This window comes from Sphingobacterium suaedae, from assembly GCF_042684625.1.
GTDB lineage: Bacteria > Bacteroidota > Bacteroidia > Sphingobacteriales > Sphingobacteriaceae > Sphingobacterium > Sphingobacterium suaedae.
Genome location: NZ_JBHULR010000001.1, coordinates 189,144 through 211,080, shown reverse-complemented (window position 1 = coordinate 211,080; position 21,937 = coordinate 189,144). Strand labels below are relative to the sequence as shown.

Sequence of the window (21,937 nt, the reverse complement as noted above, 5' to 3'; positions counted from 1 at the left end):
CGTTGGGTTTGGCGATTATTTATAAATTAGCATATATTAAATGTGGAAACATTAAACGTTTTGTTATTTTTCCTGTTTATTATATTAAAACGAGCTCATCATGTATTTAGGTGAAATTTTAGCTAAAAACTATTTCGAGGTAAAGTCCAACGACAGCATCGGATTCTCCTTAGACAAAATGAATGAGCTTCACACGACACAATTGCCAGTCGTGAACGGCAAAGACTTCTTGGGGCTAATTGCTGAAGATCACCTGTTAGCATCACACGATGAAGATCTACAACTCAGTAGCTTAATGGTTTCTTTGCGCTTCGTCTACTTGTACGAATACCAACACGCCTATGACGCGTTGCAATACATGAGCGCGCATCAGCTCGACGTGCTGCCGATATTGGATAAGGAAAACTATTACCTCGGCGTCGTCACGTTACGGGATCTCCTGTCATCGATTAACGAGACTATGAGCAACAGGGAACCGGGGGCTATCATCGTACTAGAATTAGGAAAAAACGATGTATCCTTTTCGCACATCGCGCACATTTTCGAATCAGAAAATGTACGCATACTTCATGCCGCCGTCCGTGATGTGCCTAATACCACCAAGATCGAAATGACGATCAAGGTCGACAAACAGAATATCTCGACAGTCGTCGCTTCGTTGTGGCGTTTCGATTATGTGGTAAAGGCAACATTCAATGATGGAAGCCAAGATTCCGATATCAAAGAGCGCTACGACATTTTAATGAATTACTTAAATTTATAAGATTCGCTTATTTTTTTAGCATCTTTGCCTAAGTTTGTCAAAACCTTTTCGTCATGCAAAGAAAATCCATCGCCATCTATGGAAGGGCTTTCAATTCATCCGTAGTTCCGTACGTTGAGCAACTATTTTCATATCTGAAGGAAAAGGATATATTGGTATATATTCATTCTGATTTCTACGACTTTTTAAAGCAACAGTTTGACTGTCCGAAACATTTTCTATTGTATTACAATCACAGAGACTTGCCGACAGACATCTTATTTTTACTAAGTTTGGGAGGAGATGGCACCATGTTGTCAGCAGTTTCGCTGGTTCGCGACTCGGGCATTCCTATTGCCGGAATAAACTTCGGACGTTTAGGTTTCTTAGCTTCGATTCACAAGTCAAAAATGATCCATGCCTTGGATAGCATTTTTAACGGTGATTATACGTTGCAAGCTCGAGATTTACTGGAGGTCAGTGGAGATAATAAAAAGATTTTCGGCAATGACAACTTCGCACTGAATGACATCACCGTATTCCGGCACGATACATCATCAATGATTACCATCAATGCCGTGTTAAACGGCGAACTATTAAACGCTTATTGGGCGGATGGTATTATTATTGCCACCCCAACGGGCTCTACAGCGTATTCATTAAGCTGCGGGGGGCCCATTATTATGCCCGGCAGTGGCAATTTCGTTATTACGCCGATTTCCCCACATAATTTAAATGTCCGCCCTATCATTATTTCCGCAGACAGCGAACTGGAATTGGAAATTGAAAGCCGGACTGAAAAGTATATCCTGAGTTGCGATTCCAAAAGCGAAACCCTCGAAACAACGACAAAACTCCGTATTCGACGAGCGCCTTTTCGCATTCATCTGATCCGCTTGGCTTCTGATAGCTTCTTCAGCACCCTCCGCGAGAAACTATTGTGGGGGCTCGATGTACGAAATTACTAGCGTCTATTTTTGACACATTTTAATTCACTCATATTATTCGAAAACAGTTATCTTTACACCAAAAATACCAAGTTTGAGAAGCCTTATTTATATGTTGTCCAGTATCATTATAGCACCTTTAGGGGGGGGCAATGCCCAACGATGGGAGCTTGGAGCTCAGCTCGCGGCCACTGGATTCATGGGCGATATCAATCCGACCAACCCCCTTTACATGAAGAGTGTAGGAGGCGGCATGCATTTGACGTATAACTTTAATCCGACTTGGGGAATACAGTCGTCTTACCATTATATACACCTAAAAGCATCGGACCACGACAGTAACGATCCGTACCGCTACGCAAGGCGACAGTATTTCGACAATAATGTACACGAGTTGTCTTTCCGCGCCAATTTTAACTTCTTCCGCTTTATCGCAGGAGGGAATCCCAAACGATATACACCTTATCTGTTCGCTGGTTTAGCAGGATTCGCACATACACCGTACATACGTTTGGAAAACGGTGTACGGTATAGTCTGCCCAAATTAAAATTACAGGAAGACAACAGATTTAAAAAGATCGGAATGGCCGTTCCGTTTGGTTTTGGATTCAAATATAACATGCAGGGTTCTTGGTCGATTGGAGCCGAGATACACTATCGTGTCGCTTTCAATGATTACCTCGACAACATCTCCAATCGATACCCTATTCACACCACCGAGCCGACGGGATTACCAACGGAATTGTATCATATACAAGAAGCTAATGGGCGTAGCTTATGGCAAGAACTGGCTTTTCCTGCCGGGAACATCGAGAATTATGCCGGAAAAAAGAAAGGCAACAGCCGCGCACAGGACGGATATATGACTGCAGGTGTGACAGTCAGCTATACCCTCATCAGTAGGAAATGCAACTGGTGGAACTAAAATTTTACAAGAAATGAGTTTCAAAGAGAAAATCAATAAAAAAAATTTACCGAAACATATCGCTATCATTATGGATGGCAACGGCCGTTGGGCTAAAGGAATTGGCAAACTCCGTATTTTTGGACATCAGAACGGTGTTTCTGCTGTTCGTGAAGCGATGGAAGGCTGCGTGGAAGTAGGTGTGCAATACTTAACACTATATGCATTCTCTTCCGAGAATTGGAACCGTCCGAAACTCGAAGTTCAAGCACTTATGGAATTATTGGTTAATACCTTGGCTAAAGAAACAAAGACATTTATGGCCAATGGAATTCGTTTGAACACGATAGGCAACCTCGGGGATTTACCCAAAAATTGCCAAGTAAAACTGCAGGATACGATCGCCTTGACGAAAGACAACGACACCTGTGTGCTTACATTGGCCCTTAGTTATGGGTCGCGGGCCGAAATGGTAGAGGCTACAAAAGCAATTGTTCAACACGTGATCAATGGTCAACTAAACGTAGACGATATTAATGAACAGACCATCAGCCAAAATTTGTTCACTGCCAACATGCCGGATCCAGATCTGATGATACGAACTAGTGGTGAGCAGCGAATTAGCAACTATCTTCTCTATCAAATGGCGTATACGGAATTTTGCTTTTTAGATAAAATGTGGCCGGAATTCAAACGGGAGGATCTTTATGAAGCCATCTACAACTACCAACACCGTGAAAGAAGATTCGGCAAAACAAGTGAACAATTGTAATATTTATTTACCTTTGCAGCATCAATTAAATACCTAATTAATAGGTTGGTTATTAATTATTTTCTTTTAACAAAAATTAACAACAGATTGGTGTACTTTAGCACCGAGAAAATAGAATAAATGAAGCGCGTACTATATCTAATAACATTTACCTTACTTTTTGGAGGACAACAATTATTCGCTCAAATTAGGGGCAATAACCCCATTAATTTGAACGATCCCGATGAAATCAGCTACTTGGATCCCAAGAACTACGTCATTGGCGGCGTCCGCGTTTCAGGTACAGAATATTTGGATAGTGATGTATTAATCACTATCTCTAAACTGGTAGTCGGACAATATATCGAAGTGCCGAGCGAGGCCACCGCAAATGTGGTGAAAACGTTGATGGGACAGAATCTTTTTGACGATGTTCAACTATATGCGGAAAGAATTGAAGGGGATAATATTTATCTCGAAATTCGTGTTCAGGAACGTCCACGTCTAACCCGTATCGATATCAATGGTCTAAAGAAAGGAGAAACCGATGAAATACGCAAACGACTCAACACAAGCTCTGGAAAAATCGTTAATGCTAATTTATTAAAAACCACCCAGGCGACTATTCAGAAATTCCTACGCGAAAAATCGTATTTATATCCAGAAATTAAAATTCGTACGGAAAAAGATACGGCACAGGCGAACAATGAAATTGTTATTGTTGATGTCGATAAGAATAAGAAAATAAAAGTACATCGCGTACATTTCGACGGCAATGAGGCTTTTTCAGATAAACAACTACGCAAATATTTGAAAGGTGTCAAACCGCGCCGTTGGTATCGCGTATTCGGTCCAGGGAAATTTAAAGATGAGAAGTACAAAGAGGCAAAGGAAAATCTAGTTGCCAAAATGCAAGATAAAGGATACCGCGATGCACAAATACTCTCCGATAGCGTGGTACGATACGACAACAATGAGGTCGATATTTTTGTTAACCTATATGAAGGTCCTCGCTATTACGTAGGTAATATTGAATGGTCGGGGAACTCGAAATATACCGACTCGGTTTTAAATCTAATTTTGGGCATCGAGAAAGGCGACGTGTATAGTGAAGAGAAACTTACAACCAAGTTGTCCGGCCCAACACGGAACAGCGATGACATCAGCGCTCTGTATCAAAATGACGGCTATCTTACTTTCGGAATACAACCCATTATTAAACGTATTTATAGCGACACCGTTGACTTAGAAATTGTTTTAAGTGAAGGAAAACAGTTTACAATTAACAACGTTATTGTAAAAGGAAATGATGTGACGAATGACCGGGTTGTGTTGCGTTCCATCTATACCAAACCAGGACAGAAATTCTCGCGGGAGATGCTCATGAGGAGTGTACGCGAAATATCCCAACTGGGTATGTTTGACGAACAAAAAATCAATCCAGTACCGACAAACCTAAACTACGAAGAAGGTACAACCGATCTGGAATATACTGTTGTTGAAAAACCGTCTGATCAGGTAGAGCTTTCTGGCGGGTATGGAGCTGGACAGGTGATCGGTACACTCGGATTGACATTTAACAACTTCTCAACTAGCAATTTATTTAAAAAAGATGCCTGGAAACCGTTACCACGTGGAGACGGACAAAAATTGAGTATACGTGGACAAACGTCCGGCAAACGCTATCAGTCTTATAGCTTTTCATTTTCGGAGCCTTGGTTAGGTGGTAAAAAACCGATCTATTTTGGATTAAGCGCCTACACATCGAATTCATCCTATGGTGGTTTCAATTACTATACTGGCCAACAAATGGTAAGTGACTCTGAACTAAACCGTATTTGGATGACTGGTGTGACTGCAACGTTAGGTAAACGGTTACAGTGGCCGGATAATTATTTCCAAGTAAACACATCGTTGTCGTTCCAACGTTACAAATTACAGAACTACGGAAATTATTTCCTTTTCTCAGATGGAACGGCGTACAACATTAACTTGACACAGGAGATTAGCCGAAATTCGGTCGATGCGCCTATTTATCCGACATCGGGATCGAACTTTAAATTGACAATTCAGTTGACACCTCCGTATTCATCGTGGAATAATATCAATTACCAAACGGCGGCAGATAATGTGAAGTATAAATGGACAGAATACCATAAGTGGAAATTTGATAGCCAATGGTATACAAAAATAGCCGGTAAATTGGTATTGAAAACGCAAGCTCAATTTGGTTATTTAGGAAACTACACCAACAAGACACCAACGTCGACCTTCGAACGTTTTAAACTGGGTGGCGATGGTATGCAAGGGTTTGACTTCTTACAGGGATCAGAAATCATTGCTATGCGTGGTTATGCGAATGGTACCATTATTCCAGAATCGACAGGTAATGGATTTGCGAATATTGCGATCAATTCAGGTAGTCCAATTTATGCGAAGTACCAATTGGAGTTGCGGCATCCCGTCATGTTAAATGAACAGGCGACTGTATTTGTATTGGCATTTGCGGAGGCGGGTAATACTTGGAATAAATTTAGCGAAGTGAATCCTTTGAAAATGCGTCGTTCCGCGGGCGTAGGTGCGCGTATCTTCTTACCGATCTTTGGTATGCTGGGAATTGACTATGGTCATGCATTTGATCCGATTCCAGGATTACAATCTAGTCAATGGAAGCAAAATTTCACGTTTAGCATTTTGCAAAACATGGGCGGCTTTTAAACTTTTTGGAATTATAATTGTCCTAAAAATTGTAAGCATAGTAGTGATTGTCGCTCTGAGAGATAAATCGTCGTTTTGAAAGAACCGGCGGACTGAAACAAGAATAAGTTTGCGCAGCTCAAAAGGAGGAGTCGACAGGTAAAAAGCAGATGAGATTTGCGCATGATTTTCTGAAAAGAAATCGACAGGATTACTCCGCATGCTAGTAAAAAAATGAAATGATATACATATGAAAAAAATAATATTTGTTCTCGCTTTTATTGTATTATCGGTTGGTTCTACCTTTGCACAACGTTTTGCATATGTGGATTCCGAGTACATTTTGAAACACATTCCTGAATATGTTTCTGCACAAAAACAATTAGATGATCTTTCTACAAAATGGCAAGAAGAAGTGGACAAGCAATACGGAGATATTGAAAGACTTTACAAAGCCTATCAGAACGATCAAGTGCTATTGAATGACGATATGCGTCGTCGTCGTGAAGATGAAATCGTCAATAAAGAAAAAGAGGTAAAAGAGTTTCAACGTCTGAAGTTTGGTTTTGAAGGGGATCTTTATAAAGAGCGTATCCGCTTGGTTAAACCTATTCAAGATCGCGTTGCTAAGGCCATTCAGGATATTGCCACTGCACAAGGCTTGGATCTAATTTTAGATAAGGGAAGTGAAGTGACTTTTCTTTTCGCCAACCCTAAATTAGATAAAAGTAATGATATCATTACAAAATTAGGATTCAAACCCGATCCTAACTTGGCGAACTAATTTTTTTGTTTATACTTGTCAAAAATTCGTAATTAATTATTAACATTATAAAAAACAAATTGTGTTGATCGAATAGGGTCACACCAAAAGATTAAAATGGAAAGAATGAAAAATTTATTTAGAAGTGTAGCTGTAGCGGCAGTGGTGGTTTTAGGCACACAATCTTTAAGTGCGCAACAAAAAATTGGACATGTAAATGCGGACGAAATCTTTCAATTGACTCCTGAATTCAAAACAGCAAATGAGCAATTAAAAACGTTGAACGATACAAAAACCAAAGAGTTGCAAGGCATGTACGAGGAGTATCAAAAGAAACAAACCGATGCAAATGAAAAAATGAGAAACCGCAGCGAAGCAAATAAAACGACCGTAGATGCGGAATTACAAACGTTGGGACAAGAGCTTCAAGGTATTGAACAACGTATCCAAGAACAACAACGTGTAGCTCAAGAAGAGTTGGGGAAAAAACAACAAGAACTTCTTTCACCAATTCAAACTAAGGTCATGAATGCAATCAATGCCGTGGCGAAGGAGAAAGGATATGCGTACGTTTTAGACATCTCAAATGGCAGCGTAATTTATTTCCAAGGTGGAGAGGACATTTCAGCTGACGTGAAAACAAAATTAGGTATCAGCGCAACAGCTACGCCCGTGACTCCTGCAGTACCGACAAAATAAGTAGCAACATGTACCGTATAGGGAGGCTTTCCAAAATTGGAAAGCCTTTTTTTATTTCAGTCGGTTTGTCCAGATGATAAACGATGGTACCTACTCTTTTGAAATGTCCAAAAAGCGAACGAACTCCTCTTATAGGAATCTCGCAAACTCATTTTCGTTCCCGAAAAAAAAGAACAACACCCGAAGCGGGGAGCTCCGGGTGTTTCTACTAACCAATTATTAACTAAAATTATGAATTACGAATATAACGAGATAAATAATCAAATTGCTACACGTAATACAAGAAGTTGTTTCCTCCAACAGTAAAGTTACACATGAAGTAATGGTATAGTCGCGTAGGTACATTAAAAAAATCCCAGCTCATCGAAGCCGTGTGCTAAGGCTGGGATAAAAATACCTTTTTCAAAAACCCGGTGATCGCGACGCTATTTCAAGCCGTATTTTAGAGTAATACCGTAGCTTCTGGGATCACCAACCACGCCCGCATACTGACCAAAATTACCGGGAGCCGCAAGTAATTGTTCATAATAATCTTTGTTTCCCAAATTTCGACTCCAAACAATCAAAGACAACCCATTTGTCGCTTTGAAACCAATCCTTGCATTGATCAGAGCATAGGCATGAATGTTCAAATAGGAAGACGGCGACGAGCTCGATGAAAATTTCGATCGATAAAACATATCCGAGCCTAAAAAATATCGTCCGTGTAGCCCGAGCAACCTTCCTTTTTGCGTGAATTCGGCGCCCAATGCCCCAGACCATTTGGAAACTCCCGGCAACACGCCTCCTGAAACATCTTTAAATGCCTCTGCTCCTCCCACTTCCTCAAGGGGCACTGGGGCATTGGTAAAGGACACGTATCGGCCGTCGGTATACGCAAACGCTGCGTTTACACGTAAAAAATCACTGATTTGTATGCTCCCGTCTATTTCGATCCCCTGTACCCTGACCTGTTCAGCATTTGCCAGATATCCCCTATTTACACCTGGATCCGGTGTTTGGACTTGGGTTTGGTAATCTTTAATATTACTTTGGTACGCGGTTACATTTAGCAATGCAGTTCGAATTGGATTTGTTTTAATACCCACTTCCACATGATTTACCGATTCGGGCTTTACTTCTGCCAGCTCGGTTGCTATCTTTCCGTCAATTACTGGTAGTCCGCCCACGTTGATACCAATTGGTTTATAACTTCGGGAGTAGGTTACATAGGCGTTATATTGGGGCGTAAATTTATATTGCAGCGATAATTGTCCCGAAAAATTAGCGGCATCGGCATTTACGTCGAATTGCTGATTCGAGTAGATACTGTTAACAGCTGCAAGCTGCTCCGGAGTATAGTTAATTGTATTATCTACATATTTTGTTCGATCATAGTTGGCCACCTTTTTATCGTAATTATAGCGAAGTCCGGGCAATATGTGCAAGTGGGGAGTAATCGCCCAATCTAGTTGTGAAAAAACCGCTAGACTGGCACTTTTAATCCCGTACTTGGTTCGGATACCTACTTGGTCGATCAGACCAGGAGCCCATTGGGATTGTGTCGGATTCGCTTGTTGAAAACGCCATAGTGCATCGCCAGCCTCTTCGGTATGTACAGGATCTGTCCGGAGATCTTGCCAAAGCCCGAATAGCCCAATAACGCCACTCACGTTATCACTCAGTTGGCCCGCATACCGGAATTCTTGAGACCATTGATCATGCACCGAATTTCCAGAAGAAATCGTATAGACAGGTATACCTAGGTAATCTCGATCATTCAACGGCACCCAATTCCAGTAACGCCATGCCGAAGTTGATGTAAGTGTACCGTTGCCGATTTTATAATCGACGTTTACGGATACGCCTCCTAACTCATTGTCTCCTTGAGAACGCGTATCTAAGTCGACCTTTCTTTCGAATGCACTTTTATAAGGAATTTCGTAACCTAGATCTTCGATGATCTTATTAAACTGTCTATATTCCGATCGCTGGTTTCGAACAACGCCGGCGATGCCCCAGCCATATCCGTCTGGGCGCTGCTTCGTCATATCTCCCGCGACGGATATCTTTAAATCTTCGTGTGGGTTGAACAACAGTTGTGCCCGTATCCCCAAGTTGTTTATATCATTGATTTTTCGATCGGTAGCGACATTATAAAGTGTTCCATCTCGCTGTGTTCCCGAGAACGAAACCCGTGCAGCGAGTTTATCGTTGATCAAAGGCCCGGTCAACGAAGCCTTACCTTGGATGTACCCATAATTACCATAGCTCAATTCGAAGTCCGCCTCGGGATTAAACTTCGGCAGACGAGACATTATATTAAAAGCTCCAGCGGTGGTATTTTTGCCGAATAGCGTCCCTTGTGGACCACGCAAAACCTCAATTTGCTCTATATCAATAAAATCCAAGGCTGTGGCAGCGGGACGGGCAATATAAACACCGTCCAAATAAAAGCCCACGCCGGGGTCTATTCCATCATTGGTCAGTCCATATGTCGATCCAAGCCCACGAATATTTAACGTCGTGTTGCGCGGATTGGAAGAATAGAGTTGTACAGTCGGTATGACCTCCTTAATACGGTTGACATTGAACGCTCCAGCATCTTCTATTGTCGTTGCTCGTATAAGCGAAACAGGGATTGGAATATCTTGAAGCTGCTCGCGCCGCCTTCGAGATGTCACGACAACTTCGTTCAGGTTTTCCATGGCAGGATTCAATTCAATAGTTGAAGAACCCGTGGAAAGAATCACAGTTTTCTTTTCATAGCCGATATAAGTCACGACAACGGTGACGGGTAATTTCTGTCCCGTAATAAATTGAAACTTCCCATCCATGTCCGTTTTGACACTATGAGTGACCGCCTCTAACTGTACCGTTACCCCGACAAGCGGTTCTTTCGTGTCGGCATCGACTACCGTACCAACTATGGAAGCATTAATAATAGGTTTGGTTTCTATTTGTGCTTGTACCGGCAAAACTTTATAGCTCAGTGCAAACCATAAAATAAGGGTAGAATACCAGTGTACTCTGTTTCTTTTCATATTTAACAAGTTTAAAAGTAAAATATCGACAAGTGCCAACGCCAATTGATGCTCGTGTCTGATAATAATTATAGTTTAGTATGCGTGCGAATCTCTGTTTGCCTATGGATGCCTTAGCATGTGGAGTGGCGAGACACCGATCCTCAGAAAGTTGTCAGATATAGCACGAAGATAATCTGTGTGTCATTTGTGTTTCATATATACTATTTTTGTTCATGATGATTCTACTATTCCCCATTGTTGCCAATGCCATGCAATCAATGATACGACAAATATAGAAATTGTTTAAATAAAGTCTACTAAGTTTGTAGATTTTATTTATGTAGAAATTATCTACTCGTGGTACGTAAGGACAAAAAAAAGACCGGTAAAAAAACCGGCCCTCCTTAATTGTCTTTAAACCAAAGGTCATTATAGATTTCAGGATGCCGTTTAAACTGAGCATGTACATAGGGGCATAATGGTTTGATCATTAAGTTTTGTTTTCTAGCTATCCGGGTGAGTTCGTCGAGCAGCAACTTAGCGTAACCTCTGCCGGCAAATTTCTCTGCCACCTCGGTATGGTACACGGTTAACAACCCGTTTCGGACAAGAATGTCCATTTTTCCGGCATGCTCATTGTCGGCGTGAAGAACCAGCTCTCCCTTGCCTCTTTCATTTATTTCTAGTACAAATGTTTCCATCATTTTATGTTTACTGGACTACGATTACGAACGTTGACCCAAATCTAGGTATAGCATTTTGTGTGCTTATTGATTTATGGTAAGAAATCGAGATCGTTATCGATGCCACACGCGATGGCATCCCACAACATAACTCGCTTACGCAGTGCTTCCTTCGCCACATCAGCCATCTCTTGCCATTTTGTTGGATCATTTCCGGCTAACTCTGCCACCATCTTCAAAGCCAACGGGCCGTGTTCATTGCCGTCCAATTCAATATGTCTATTAAAATAATACAGGAGTTTGCGGAGATCCGTTTCTGGAAAATTCTGCTGAATCTCGCCTAGAATCGACATAAACATATCCGGAATCAAATCTTCACGACCGAATGTAAAGGCTGCTGCTATTTTATGGGGCTCTCCGGTTTGTATGGTCTCGAACGTGAATTTCAGAAATTCCTGGATCTGTTTATCAATAAGAGAATGATGCAATGTGTTCTCGAGTGAACCCGTGATTTGGAGGTCGGCGATAAACGATGTAACTCCTGTGGTAGAAGCTCCCATATCCTGCATAGCATCCAGATACATTTCAAAATGACTCAATCTCCGACCATCTAAATAAAGATCCGATTCTTCTGCCAAGACGATTTCATTAATCAGATGGCGTGTGGTTGGAAATGCGCTAGCAAACCAAGGTACACTTACACAGGTCAATTTTATCTGCAGCGCCTTCAAAAGGGACATGAAGTCCCAAACAGCATAAACATGTCTCTCTGTAAATTTCCTCAAATCATCGATATGCCTTATTTTCTTGTATAAATGGTGCTCCAATAAGTGTTGTCGTTCTTTTGCTATATGCGCAGTAAGTTTCTGAATTTTATCCATGCCACAAAAATAATAAATGCTCGATGTTACCAGGAGTACCGCCCTTAAAAAGAAAAATTATTTTGAAACAGATGAATTTAACCCTATTTTTGCGCCATCATAATTTAGGTTTATAATTGGTTATTTAAAGGTTTTCATTCTCCCCGTTTGAGAACCTTTTTTTATGGCTAAAATGAAGGGTTTATTTCTGTTAGCAATTGCTTTAATTCATTTTTCGCATAGATTTTATATATCCCTGCAGCCAACATGGTTGCTTTTTCACGGCTATCGCTTGACGAAGTGAATCCATAAATCCGGATTTCCGGATACCGCTTCATTAATTTTTCAGCAGTCATTATTCCATCCAGTATCGGCATATGTAAGTCGACTATCCCCACGTCAGGTCTTCCCTCCTGATCTTCAAGAAACGTTAAAAGCTCCTGACCGTTTTTTGCGGCATACAGCAAATCTATGCCATGGAACGCCGGCAATAGACTTCCGAGATAAAAATGATGAATATCAGAATCATCCGCAAACACGACCCGAACCCTTTTCTGTAATTTCATAACTGTTTTACATTGGTATCCCTATCAAATATAATTTTAATTAATTAATTCGTTTCTATTTTTTAAATAAAAAATAGAAAAATATTCCAATAAATAAACATCACTTACACGATGCTCGTAAAATTGATGTTTCATGCAAGTATAAAAGCATCGACACAATTGGCTTCATATTTTTTCTTTCGGATTATATCCTTACATTTGTCGGGAAATGAAATTTTTGAAACACATCTTACGTCTTCCGTTTTTCAGTATATATTATCCCATGATATATGCTCGGAACTGTTATGTGTTTGTGCTGCGCACACTAGGTAATTAGAACATCATATCGCACATAACAAGCCCGAGCTGTCCGCTCGGGCTTTTTTATTTTTTAATTTTATGGATATTATACAATCACTTATCGACAACGTGGAGATTCTGCTCCCAGAAAATGGATTAGAAGAAAAGCTTATCTTTTCAAAAGAAAACGGAAAGTCCCTAACCATCAAACTTGGATTCGATCCTACCGCGCCAGACCTCCATCTCGGTCATGCGGTCGTCTTACGAAAATTAAAACAATTTCAAGATCTCGGTCATGAGATCGTCATCTTGGTAGGAAGTTTTACCGCGCGCATTGGTGACCCAACAGGCAAAAATAAAAGCCGACCGCCACTTACAATGCAGGAAGTTCACAGAAATGCAGAGACATATATCAACCAGCTGTCTATGCTTATTGATATTACGAAAGCGCGAATCGTATATAATGCAGATTGGCTAGAGGGGTTGACATTCGCTTCGGCCATAAAGCTTATGTCGCATATAACGGTAGCTCAATTGCTGCACCGTCATGATTTTAACAAGCGGTTTCAAGAGAATACACCGATAGGGGTACATGAGCTTTTATACCCTATCCTTCAAGGTTACGATTCTGTACACATCGCGTGTGATATTGAAATGGGAGGAACTGATCAGCTTTTTAATTGCATCATGGGCAGACAACTTCAAGAAAGTTACGGCATGCCCGGTCAAGTCGTCATGTGTATGCCACTTCTACGCGGTACGGATGGCAAGGAAAAAATGAGCAAATCGCTGAACAACACAATTGGCTTAACCGATCCGCCGAACGAGATGTTTGGGAAAACGATGTCCATCCCAGATGATCTCCTTTCAGAATATGTACAGCTCGCTACAGATTTAGACCCGCACGCAAAAATAGGAGTACTACGCCGACTCAAGGAAGGTGTTAACCCAATGGATATCAAACTAATGATCGCAAAAAACATCGTAAAACAGTATCACGGATCCCTAATAGCTCAACAGGCTTCGGATTTTTTTAAACAACAATTTCAACGGAAAAATTTTTTCGATAAGATATTTATTCCTATTTCTCTTGAACGATTCCGCGCCGTAGAATCAATCAGCCTAGCTGAACTTTGCACGAGCCTACAACCAGCACAGTCGACGTCGATGATCCGTCGTCTTATCGAACAAGGTGCCGTATCGATCAATAATGAAAAAGTATCGGATCCACATCAGCAAATTAGGTTATCTCCTTTCACAAAAATAAAAATCGGAAAAAAGGACTATTTTGAATTATTACCTGATGCAGAAGTGCCGGAGAATCAATAAATAGGTGTGGTTATTGGAGGGATGTGCATGCGATTTCCATGGTAATGAACAATTTTGTTTAGCGCACACCGGCTCTCTGTTCACGACCGATAATACGTATCTTAGCAAGGTTTTAAATCCGTATTATTATAAAAAGATACATGAAATTCCGATTTGTCAGTCAAATGCAGTTGATCGTTCTGTTCGTAGGGCTTGCTTTAATTCCTCCCTATATGCTATTTGGTCAAAAAGCGTTGTTAGAAATTGAAAAGCAGTATCAATCCACTCGCCCAGGAAGTATAGATCGACTGAACCATACCGGAAAGTATGCACAAGCCCTGTTTTTCAATCAACAGCAAGATGATGCTTTCAAAATTCTCAAGGAGAATTTAAAGTTTGCAATAACGTTTCAGGATCAAAAGTATGCGGCCTATCTATCTGCTATCTTAGCGATGAACTACCGAATAATGGATCAGTTGAACGAAGCACGGCACTATATGACTCAAGCAGAGAACTTCGCCGACCGGACGTCCGATAGAGAGATGAAAGGCTATGTAGACTACTGCAAGGGATGGCTCCATATCCGAAATGGACAAGAACGGGAGGCTGTACAAAGCTTACTCCACGCATTAAAATGGTTGGAAAGCGCGCCTGCATCTGAATCGTTGGCAAATCGAAAGGCATCTGTACTGACAGAGTTAGCTTCCATTTATGCCAATTGGAAAGAATATGATTTGCAGGAAAAATACAGTAAACAGGCATTAGATTTGGCTATACAACAAAAAAATCCGTCGACACTTTTCGACGCTTACATGATGATGGGTTACATGTACGAGCAACATTATATCAATGGAGGGGCTGGACTAAATATGCGGAATCTCGCCGAAGAGCATTATCTAAAAGCCATAGATACGTACCGTAGCAATGAATCGAAAATTCCGGTGGCATCAAATTTATCGTTTGCCGCTATCAATCTCGCGAATCTTTATATGCGCTATTATCCAAACGATTACAAAGAAAAGGCACTCCAATATGCTCGTATGGCAATCGACAAAGCACAGCAGACCGAACAATATACACAAATAGCCTCCGCATACGGTATTATGGCAGAAATTGAACTTCGAGAAAACGCACCACATAAGGCTAAAGAACATTTGTTAATGTCGTTATCCGAAATTGCAAAAGATCCGATAGGCGATCAAAATATACGCATGAACATCCATCTGAATCTTTCTGAAATTAATGAAAATGAAGGGAATCTCGCAGAAGCCATCCGACATTACAAAGAATATATCCGCCTATTCACTTCACTTTATGATGCTGAAAAAATGGAGCAAGGCCGTCGATTAGAAGCGCAATTTGAACGCGAACGTCAAGAGCAAAAAATGCTACGGATGCAATTGGAAACGGAAAAGAAAGAACAGCAAATCACGCTCATGCATGCCCTTGCCGTACAGCAAAAACAAGAGTTGCAAAACATGCGCTTACGCGAAGACAATCAACGTAAGCAATTGGAATTAGTCAATCTAGAAACGGAAAAACAGGCGCAGGAACTTAAATTGTCCCGTCTCGAATCGCAACAGCGTGCACGTGATATTCTAAATGTCCAAAACGAACTCAGTTATAAGGAAAAGCTAACCAAAAACTATGGCTTGCTAGCTGCGGCTCTTTTTCTGCTTATTTTAGTACTGGGCTATGCCTATAGGCAACGTTCCAAAGCCATGCGACAGCAGGAAGAGCTTCATGAATTCACACTGGAACAGGAACGTCAAAATTCCAAAATATCCAACCTAACTGCCATGCTGGACGGTCAGGAACAAGAGCGGGGCCGGCTCGCGCGCGACCTTCACGATGGTCTGGGAGGTCTGCTTTCCGGCACTAAAATCCAACTTTCCCAAGCGATCGAACGTATCGAAACTCCTATAAAAAGAGATGTCCAAAAAACATTGAATCAGCTTGACACAGCCGTTCAGGAGCTTCGACGCGTCGCGCATAATTTAATGCCAGATCTCCTTAAACGATATGGTCTAGAGGAAACATTAACTGATTACGCATTACGTATGTCGAATCCAGACCTTGATGTTAGTGTTCAGTTTCTACACATGACGAACCTATTGAGTGAGGAACAACAATTGATCATTTACCGTGTCATCCAAGAATTGGTGAATAATGCTGTAAAACATGCTGATGCGAACCAAATACTGATACAACTTGGGCAAGAAGATAAGAAACTGCTAGTCACTGTCGAAGACAACGGTCGAGGATTTGATTTGCAGCAAGCAAAATTGAAAAAATCAGCGGGTCTACTGAACATCCAATCGCGTGTAAACTTTCTTAAAGGTCGCATGGATCTACAATCGTCTCCTGGATTGGGGACTACCGTTGAAATCGAGATTCCGATGATCTAGCTATTTCCATAACACAAGCGGGTATCTTTAGTTGTACGATATCTCATGTATGAGGTGGACTGCCATTAAAAAGAATCCCCAGCCTCAAGAGAGGCTAAGGATTGGCACAAACTACTATGATATGCTGTTAATTCTTCTTAAACGCGTTGAGATTTTCCGTCCGCATCTAAAGACCCCGAATACTGTCCGCATGTGCGTTGCACACTGCAAACCATTTGCCTGCCCCGTTCATTATGTTCAATGCGGAATAAATATGCCCATCAATCTTCCCTCCCTCTATATTCTTTGCCTTCATTTCTAATTCGTTGTAGATCGATTCAACCGTCTCAAATTTGAATGGCACTGAGCGGAAAAACATTACTTTTTGTAGCCTCTCCTCCAGACAATTGCATGGGTAAGGGCGTACTGTAAGCGCCATTATCAAATGTGTACTCATCCCACGTTTTCTGCATTTCCCAGATCCTGAAGCGCGACAATAATACGTCGATCTTCGTAAAAATGAATGTCTTGGAAAACATAGATTTCCTTGCTTTTAAATTTCTGTATTTCACGATCTACGTTTTACTATTTGACATGCTCTTTGTGAGAATTTTCTTCCAAGTACATTGTCAAAAGTACCGCATACGCGGCGTTCTACATATCCCTGAAAGCAGTGAAACTATTTTTTCGCAACATTAAAATCAACTATTGTCTAACGCTTCTAGGATCTGGTCATAAACGTAATTCAGCTGTTCACCTGAAATACAAAATGGGGGGACTAAGTATAATACATTTCCCAGTGGTCGTACGAGTATGCCTCTATCTAGAAAAAAGGGATATAAGAATTCACTAATCTCGCTAAAATAGGAGCTCCCGTGGCCTGTTTTCCACTCTAGTACCAAGATCGTTCCGCATTGTCGTACCTGCTGCAGTTTAGGATGCCCGTCTACGTAGCGCGCAAATGCGTGGTGTTGGTTGACTATCTGTTGAATATTTTGCTGCGTGGACGGAGAAAGCAATAAATCTAGGCTTGCCAAGGCAGCAGCACAAGCTAATGGGCTTGCTGTGAAGGAATGTCCATGGAAAAGAGCTTTTTGCTTATCGTCATTATAGAATGCATTATAGATGAAATCACTGCAAGTCGTTATGCCCAAGGGCATCGTGCCCCCAGTAAGGCCTTTGGAAAAGCACATGATATCTGGAGTAGCACCGATGTGATCGGCAGCGAACAACCTACCAGTACGACCGAATCCGACGAACACCTCATCTTGAATCAATAACACACCCCGATCGCGGCAATACTCCATCAATTCCTTCAAATATTTGGCTTCGTGCATGAGCATTCCCCCTGCACCCTGCACCAAAGGTTCGTAGATAAAACAGGCGAGCTCCTCTTTATGCCGTTCAATCAGTAATTTAGTTGCCTCGATATTTTCCGAAGCCGGTGCGTCGACAAACAAAACATCAAATAACATATCGCAGAAAGGAGCTGTCCATTTTCCCCGTCCACTGACGGACATTGCTCCAAACGTGTCTCCGTGATATCCATTCTCTAACGCCAATATTTTCGTTTTGCGTTTACCGGTGTTGTGCGCATATTGCACACACATTTTCAAGCCGACCTCCACGGCTGTCGATCCGTTGTCGGAATAGAACACTTTATGTTGATTTTCTGGCAACAGGGCTAGTAGGCGTTCGGCTAGCTCCACGGCTCCAGGATGTGTAAAACCTGCAAAAATAACCTGTTCCAATGTCGTCAACTGTTCTGCAACCTTTGCGGCGATGTAAGGATGCGCATGTCCGTGTAAAGTGACCCACCACGACGAAACCATATCCAGATACCTACGTCCATCGGCATCGAACAAATAGATCCCATCTCCCCGAACAATCGGGATAGGATGGGCGGTTTTCATTTGCGTATAAGGATGCCAATTCACTGCTTTATCACGTGTTATCCAATTTTGTTGACTTCCTTTCATCATCTCGACATCGGTTTTAGTCCCAATCGTGCCAGCATGACAAGATCATCGGACATAGCTGGGTTTGGCGTGACTAAAAGCGTCTCAGCTTCACCTGTAAAAATGGAATTGGCACCCGCCAAAAAACACCATGCTTGCTCCGACTCTGTCATTTCCATGCGGCCCGCACTTAAACGGACCATCGACGCTGGCATCGCGATGCGAGCCGTTGCAATCATTCGAACCATTTCCCAAATATCTACTTTTGAATGGTCTTCCAAAGGAGTGCCTTTGACACGAGCCAACGCATTAATCGGTACCGACTCTGGATGTGTATCCATCGTTGCTAGGGTATGCAACATGCTGATTCGGTCTTTATTTGATTCGCCTAACCCAATGATCCCTCCCGAGCACACGGTAATCCCAGCTTTGCGTACATTCGCGATAGTCTGGATACGATTGTCGAACGTGCGGGTTGAAATAATCTCGTCGTAATAATCCTCCGACGTATCCAAATTATGGTTATATGCATAGAGACCTGCCTCGTATAAACGTTTTGCTTGTCCTTCGGTCAACATTCCGAGTGTGCAACATACTTCTAAACCAAGATCGTTCACCCCTTTGACCATATCAATGATACGATCGAAGTCGCGGTTGTCGCGTACTTCGCGCCAGGCTGCAGCCATACAAAAACGGGAAGCTCCCGCTTCCTTGGCTCTTTTTGCGTGGGCTAACACTGTCTGTGTCGGCAAGAGTGCTTGTACTTGAATATCTGTATGATAACGAGCAGCCTGACCACAATACGAACAATCTTCTGGACAGCCTCCGGTTTTTACAGACAATAAGGTGGACAATTGTACCTCATCTGCTTTATGCCATTTGCGATGTATAGTTGCCGCCTCAAAAACAAGCTCCATAAGCGGCTTGTGATAAATCGTGAATAATTCCTCTGTCGTCCAGTCATGACGCAGTTCTATGTGTTTGTTCATGTTCTATTTATATATTTAACTCAAAATAAAGCGGTCTGCAACGTGCTTCCGATCTCCTGTATATTTTCTCTGCAAAATGAGGTTAGATAAGGGATCTTGAGAATCGGTGCCTCATTGCCAAATCGAGCGGAGAGCAGAGATTCTGTCCACGGATTAAAGTCGCCATTAAAGACGGCACATGCGATTTTGATTTTACGCTGACGCAACACTTCTACGGAAAGGAGGGTATGGTTGATACAGCCTAAATAGTCACGAATAACCAGTACCACGGGCAAATCCAATTTCAAAACTAGATCAATCATAAATTCTTGTTGATTGATTGGCACCAGTAGTCCGCCGGCGCCCTCTACGACGAGAGACTGATTCGTCTCGGGAAGCTCAAAGTCGTCCAAAACAACACATTTCCCATCACAAGCAGCCGCCTGATGTGGTGACGATGCTGTCGCGAAAGCATATCGTTCCGGGTGGATCCGTCCGCCCGAATAACCATGGGCGCGGACGAAGCCACTGTCTGAAGCGTCTAAATCGCCTGCCTGAACGGGTTTCCAATAGTCTGCTTTCGCATAATGGGTTAAAATCGTTGATACCACAGTTTTTCCAACCCCTGTGTCAATGCCGGTTACGAACCATCTATTCATATGTTTTGTCTAAGTAAATTACCCAATAGGTCGATCTCTTCGGCCTTGTTAAAGGCGTGAAGGCAGATACGTAAGCATTCTGAACCTTCTCTTACCGTGGGAGCCACGATTGGATATACAGCCAATCCGTTTTGCTGTGCGATCGATGACACACGACGAACGTGTTCCGTTCCAGTGATGGACACGATCTGAATTGGACTACATTTAGCTGATGTGGACGAGAGCCCATATATCCTAAATCGGGCAATAGCCTCTTGTAGTGCCGTCCTCCGCTCAGGACATTCTTTAAGATATCGGTACGCTTCTCTTATCTCCAATGCTTGAAACAGCGGAATTCCTGTGGTGTAAACGAATGTCGATGCATAATTAACCACGTAGGATTTCATTAGTCGACTTCCCAACAATGCCCCCCCTCGTATACCCATAGCTTTTCCGAAAGCCACTAGCGTCGCAAACACTTTAGACTGCAACCCATGGTATGCGACCAAACCGTAATCAAAAACGCCGACAGCGTGCGCCTCATCCACAATAAGATGAGCGTCATATTGTTCGGTTAATGTTACAAGGTCGATTAGAGGTGCCAAATCCCCTTCCATGGAATACAAGCTTTCGACAGCTACTATAATATTGCCGCTAGCTTTTTTCAGAAGAGATTCTAAATGATCTAAGTCATTATGTCGAAATTTCCACTTTTTCGCACGACTCAATCCACAACCATCGTGAACTGATCGGTGTATACACTCGTCAACGATAATTGTATCATGCCATCCAACGATGCAGGAAAATAGTGCAAGATTAGCCAAATAACCAGATCCGAACAATAAAGCAGCCTCTACCCGATGTTGCTGTGCTAGCCAAGATTCGATTTCCAAATGCTGCACACTATCCCCAACAATAACACGAGATCCCGATACTCCTGTTAGGCACTGCGGATAATTAGACAGTAGGGAAACTAATCTTTTTTGAAATTGTGTGTCGCGCGAAAACCCCAAATAATCGTTGGAGTAGAAATCGATATATCCTGAAGGCGGTTGCAGATCACGAAGCGTGCCTGCCTGTTGCCTATGTTCTAACAATCTTCGTATCTGTTCCAACAGCGGCTTCATAACGATGGATATCTTGTTCTAATGCTAAAACCCAACGGTGGAACAATTGGTGTTCCATTGACAACAAGCGGTCGGCATGTCTTTGCCAATCGACATCAAATTCGGAAAGCTGCGCTATCATCTCTTCGAGATGTCCTTCTTCCTCAAGGATAATAGACTTGACCATCACTTTAGAACATGAACGCGTGAGAACATCTTGATAGACCGGATACAACAGATCTGCACGTACTTCTATAACATATGTGACAAAAAGATAACCGGCGTACTTCAATTCGGCACCACTGAGATGAAAAGTTTTTTTCATATACCGGCTAACCTGATTATCCAATCGTTTCAGATATTGTCTTGTTTCTACAGCGGCTAACAACTCTTCCATTTGATACGATGGACAAATGTCTGCTGCAATTTTTTTTATTTGTTTTTTTAAATAGTAGGCATGCCGGTGTTCTTCCGCTGCATGCTTTAATTGAACGATACTTACGTGCGTCGAGTCTTCACATGCGGATATTTTACGCGCACCCATATTTTCCATAAAAGATAAGGTATTCAGCCAGCGAGCATGCAACATATCGTGACAGACAATTTTGGTTAATATTTTCTCCATATTTTAAATTTCGAACAAATATAGTATCTTGCCGGCATGTTGATATGTGCC

General features: G+C 42.0%; 19 protein-coding genes. 9 read left to right on the top strand and 10 right to left on the bottom strand.

Features of this window, described 5'->3' with window-relative positions:
- Positions 1-100 precede the first annotated feature (100 nt).
- From ACFSR5_RS00910 to ACFSR5_RS00880, 7 genes are all read left to right on the top strand, one after another.
- Complete coding sequence (locus ACFSR5_RS00910; RefSeq protein ID WP_380899751.1) at positions 101-763, top strand: CBS domain-containing protein; 663 nt, start codon at positions 101-103, stop codon at positions 761-763.
- Between the two features lie 53 nt (positions 764-816).
- Positions 817-1,710, top strand: a complete 894-nt coding sequence (locus tag ACFSR5_RS00905; RefSeq protein ID WP_380899749.1) for an NAD kinase — start codon at positions 817-819, stop codon at positions 1,708-1,710.
- Between the two features lie 73 nt (positions 1,711-1,783).
- Entirely contained in the window at positions 1,784-2,614 is an 831-nt protein-coding gene (gene porG, locus ACFSR5_RS00900) for a type IX secretion system protein PorG (RefSeq protein WP_380899747.1), read from the top strand.
- Positions 2,615-2,627: 13 nt separating this feature from the next.
- Positions 2,628-3,365, top strand: coding sequence for an isoprenyl transferase (locus ACFSR5_RS00895; RefSeq protein WP_380899745.1), 738 nt, complete (start codon positions 2,628-2,630; stop codon positions 3,363-3,365).
- Positions 3,366-3,485: 120 nt separating this feature from the next.
- Positions 3,486-6,062, top strand: a complete 2,577-nt coding sequence (gene bamA / locus ACFSR5_RS00890; protein WP_380899743.1) for an outer membrane protein assembly factor BamA — start codon at positions 3,486-3,488, stop codon at positions 6,060-6,062.
- A 229-nt stretch (positions 6,063-6,291) separates the two neighbouring features.
- Positions 6,292-6,825, top strand: coding sequence for an OmpH family outer membrane protein (locus tag ACFSR5_RS00885; RefSeq protein ID WP_380899741.1), 534 nt, complete (start codon positions 6,292-6,294; stop codon positions 6,823-6,825).
- Between the two features lie 105 nt (positions 6,826-6,930).
- Positions 6,931-7,503 (top strand): OmpH family outer membrane protein, encoded by a 573-nt coding sequence (locus tag ACFSR5_RS00880; RefSeq protein ID WP_380899739.1) that lies wholly within the window; start codon positions 6,931-6,933, stop codon positions 7,501-7,503.
- Between the two features lie 425 nt (positions 7,504-7,928).
- On the opposite strand, the gene ACFSR5_RS00875 is transcribed toward ACFSR5_RS00880, so the two are convergent.
- From ACFSR5_RS00875 to ACFSR5_RS00860, 4 genes are all read right to left on the bottom strand, one after another.
- A complete protein-coding gene (locus tag ACFSR5_RS00875) occupies positions 7,929-10,526 on the bottom strand; it encodes a TonB-dependent receptor (protein WP_380899737.1) in 2,598 nt (865 codons plus the stop codon).
- A 386-nt stretch (positions 10,527-10,912) separates the two neighbouring features.
- Positions 10,913-11,212 carry a GNAT family N-acetyltransferase gene (locus tag ACFSR5_RS00870; protein ID WP_380899735.1) on the bottom strand — a complete coding sequence of 100 codons (300 nt, stop codon included), beginning with the start codon at positions 11,210-11,212 and terminating at the stop codon, positions 10,913-10,915.
- Between the two features lie 71 nt (positions 11,213-11,283).
- Positions 11,284-12,072, bottom strand: coding sequence for a DUF3050 domain-containing protein (locus ACFSR5_RS00865; RefSeq protein ID WP_380899733.1), 789 nt, complete (start codon positions 12,070-12,072; stop codon positions 11,284-11,286).
- A gap of 167 nt (positions 12,073-12,239) precedes the next feature.
- On the bottom strand, positions 12,240-12,617 hold the full coding sequence (locus tag ACFSR5_RS00860; protein ID WP_380899731.1) for a response regulator transcription factor: 378 nt from the start codon (positions 12,615-12,617) through the stop codon (positions 12,240-12,242).
- A gap of 378 nt (positions 12,618-12,995) precedes the next feature.
- Here ACFSR5_RS00860 and tyrS point away from each other — a divergent pair, with 378 nt between their 5' ends.
- Positions 12,996-14,225: a tyrosine--tRNA ligase gene (tyrS, locus tag ACFSR5_RS00855; protein WP_380899729.1), complete on the top strand. Its 1,230-nt coding sequence runs from the start codon at positions 12,996-12,998 to the stop codon at positions 14,223-14,225.
- A 140-nt stretch (positions 14,226-14,365) separates the two neighbouring features.
- On the top strand, positions 14,366-16,612 hold the full coding sequence (locus ACFSR5_RS00850) for a tetratricopeptide repeat-containing sensor histidine kinase (RefSeq protein WP_380899727.1): 2,247 nt from the start codon (positions 14,366-14,368) through the stop codon (positions 16,610-16,612).
- Positions 16,613-16,938: 326 nt separating this feature from the next.
- Here ACFSR5_RS00850 and ACFSR5_RS00845 read toward each other — a convergent pair whose 3' ends face one another.
- The 6 genes from ACFSR5_RS00845 to ACFSR5_RS00820 form a co-directional block, all read right to left on the bottom strand.
- Positions 16,939-17,163, bottom strand: a complete 225-nt coding sequence (locus tag ACFSR5_RS00845; RefSeq protein ID WP_380899725.1) for a hypothetical protein — start codon at positions 17,161-17,163, stop codon at positions 16,939-16,941.
- 129 nt (positions 17,164-17,292) lie between these two features.
- Entirely contained in the window at positions 17,293-18,573 is a 1,281-nt protein-coding gene (bioA, locus tag ACFSR5_RS00840) for an adenosylmethionine--8-amino-7-oxononanoate transaminase (RefSeq protein ID WP_380899723.1), read from the bottom strand.
- Positions 18,570-19,538 (bottom strand): biotin synthase BioB, encoded by a 969-nt coding sequence (bioB, locus tag ACFSR5_RS00835; RefSeq protein ID WP_380899721.1) that lies wholly within the window; start codon positions 19,536-19,538, stop codon positions 18,570-18,572. The genes bioA and bioB overlap by 4 nt, the downstream gene beginning before the upstream one ends.
- A gap of 20 nt (positions 19,539-19,558) precedes the next feature.
- Positions 19,559-20,176, bottom strand: coding sequence for a dethiobiotin synthase (gene bioD / locus ACFSR5_RS00830; RefSeq protein WP_380899719.1), 618 nt, complete (start codon positions 20,174-20,176; stop codon positions 19,559-19,561).
- The gene (locus ACFSR5_RS00825; RefSeq protein WP_380899717.1) at positions 20,173-21,282 is read right to left on the bottom strand and encodes an aminotransferase class I/II-fold pyridoxal phosphate-dependent enzyme; all 1,110 of its coding nucleotides are present in this window, start codon (positions 21,280-21,282) and stop codon (positions 20,173-20,175) included. Before ACFSR5_RS00825 ends, bioD begins: the two co-directional genes overlap by 4 nt.
- Positions 21,239-21,886, bottom strand: coding sequence for a hypothetical protein (locus ACFSR5_RS00820; protein WP_380899715.1), 648 nt, complete (start codon positions 21,884-21,886; stop codon positions 21,239-21,241). Before ACFSR5_RS00820 ends, ACFSR5_RS00825 begins: the two co-directional genes overlap by 44 nt.
- Positions 21,887-21,937: the final 51 nt, after the last annotated feature.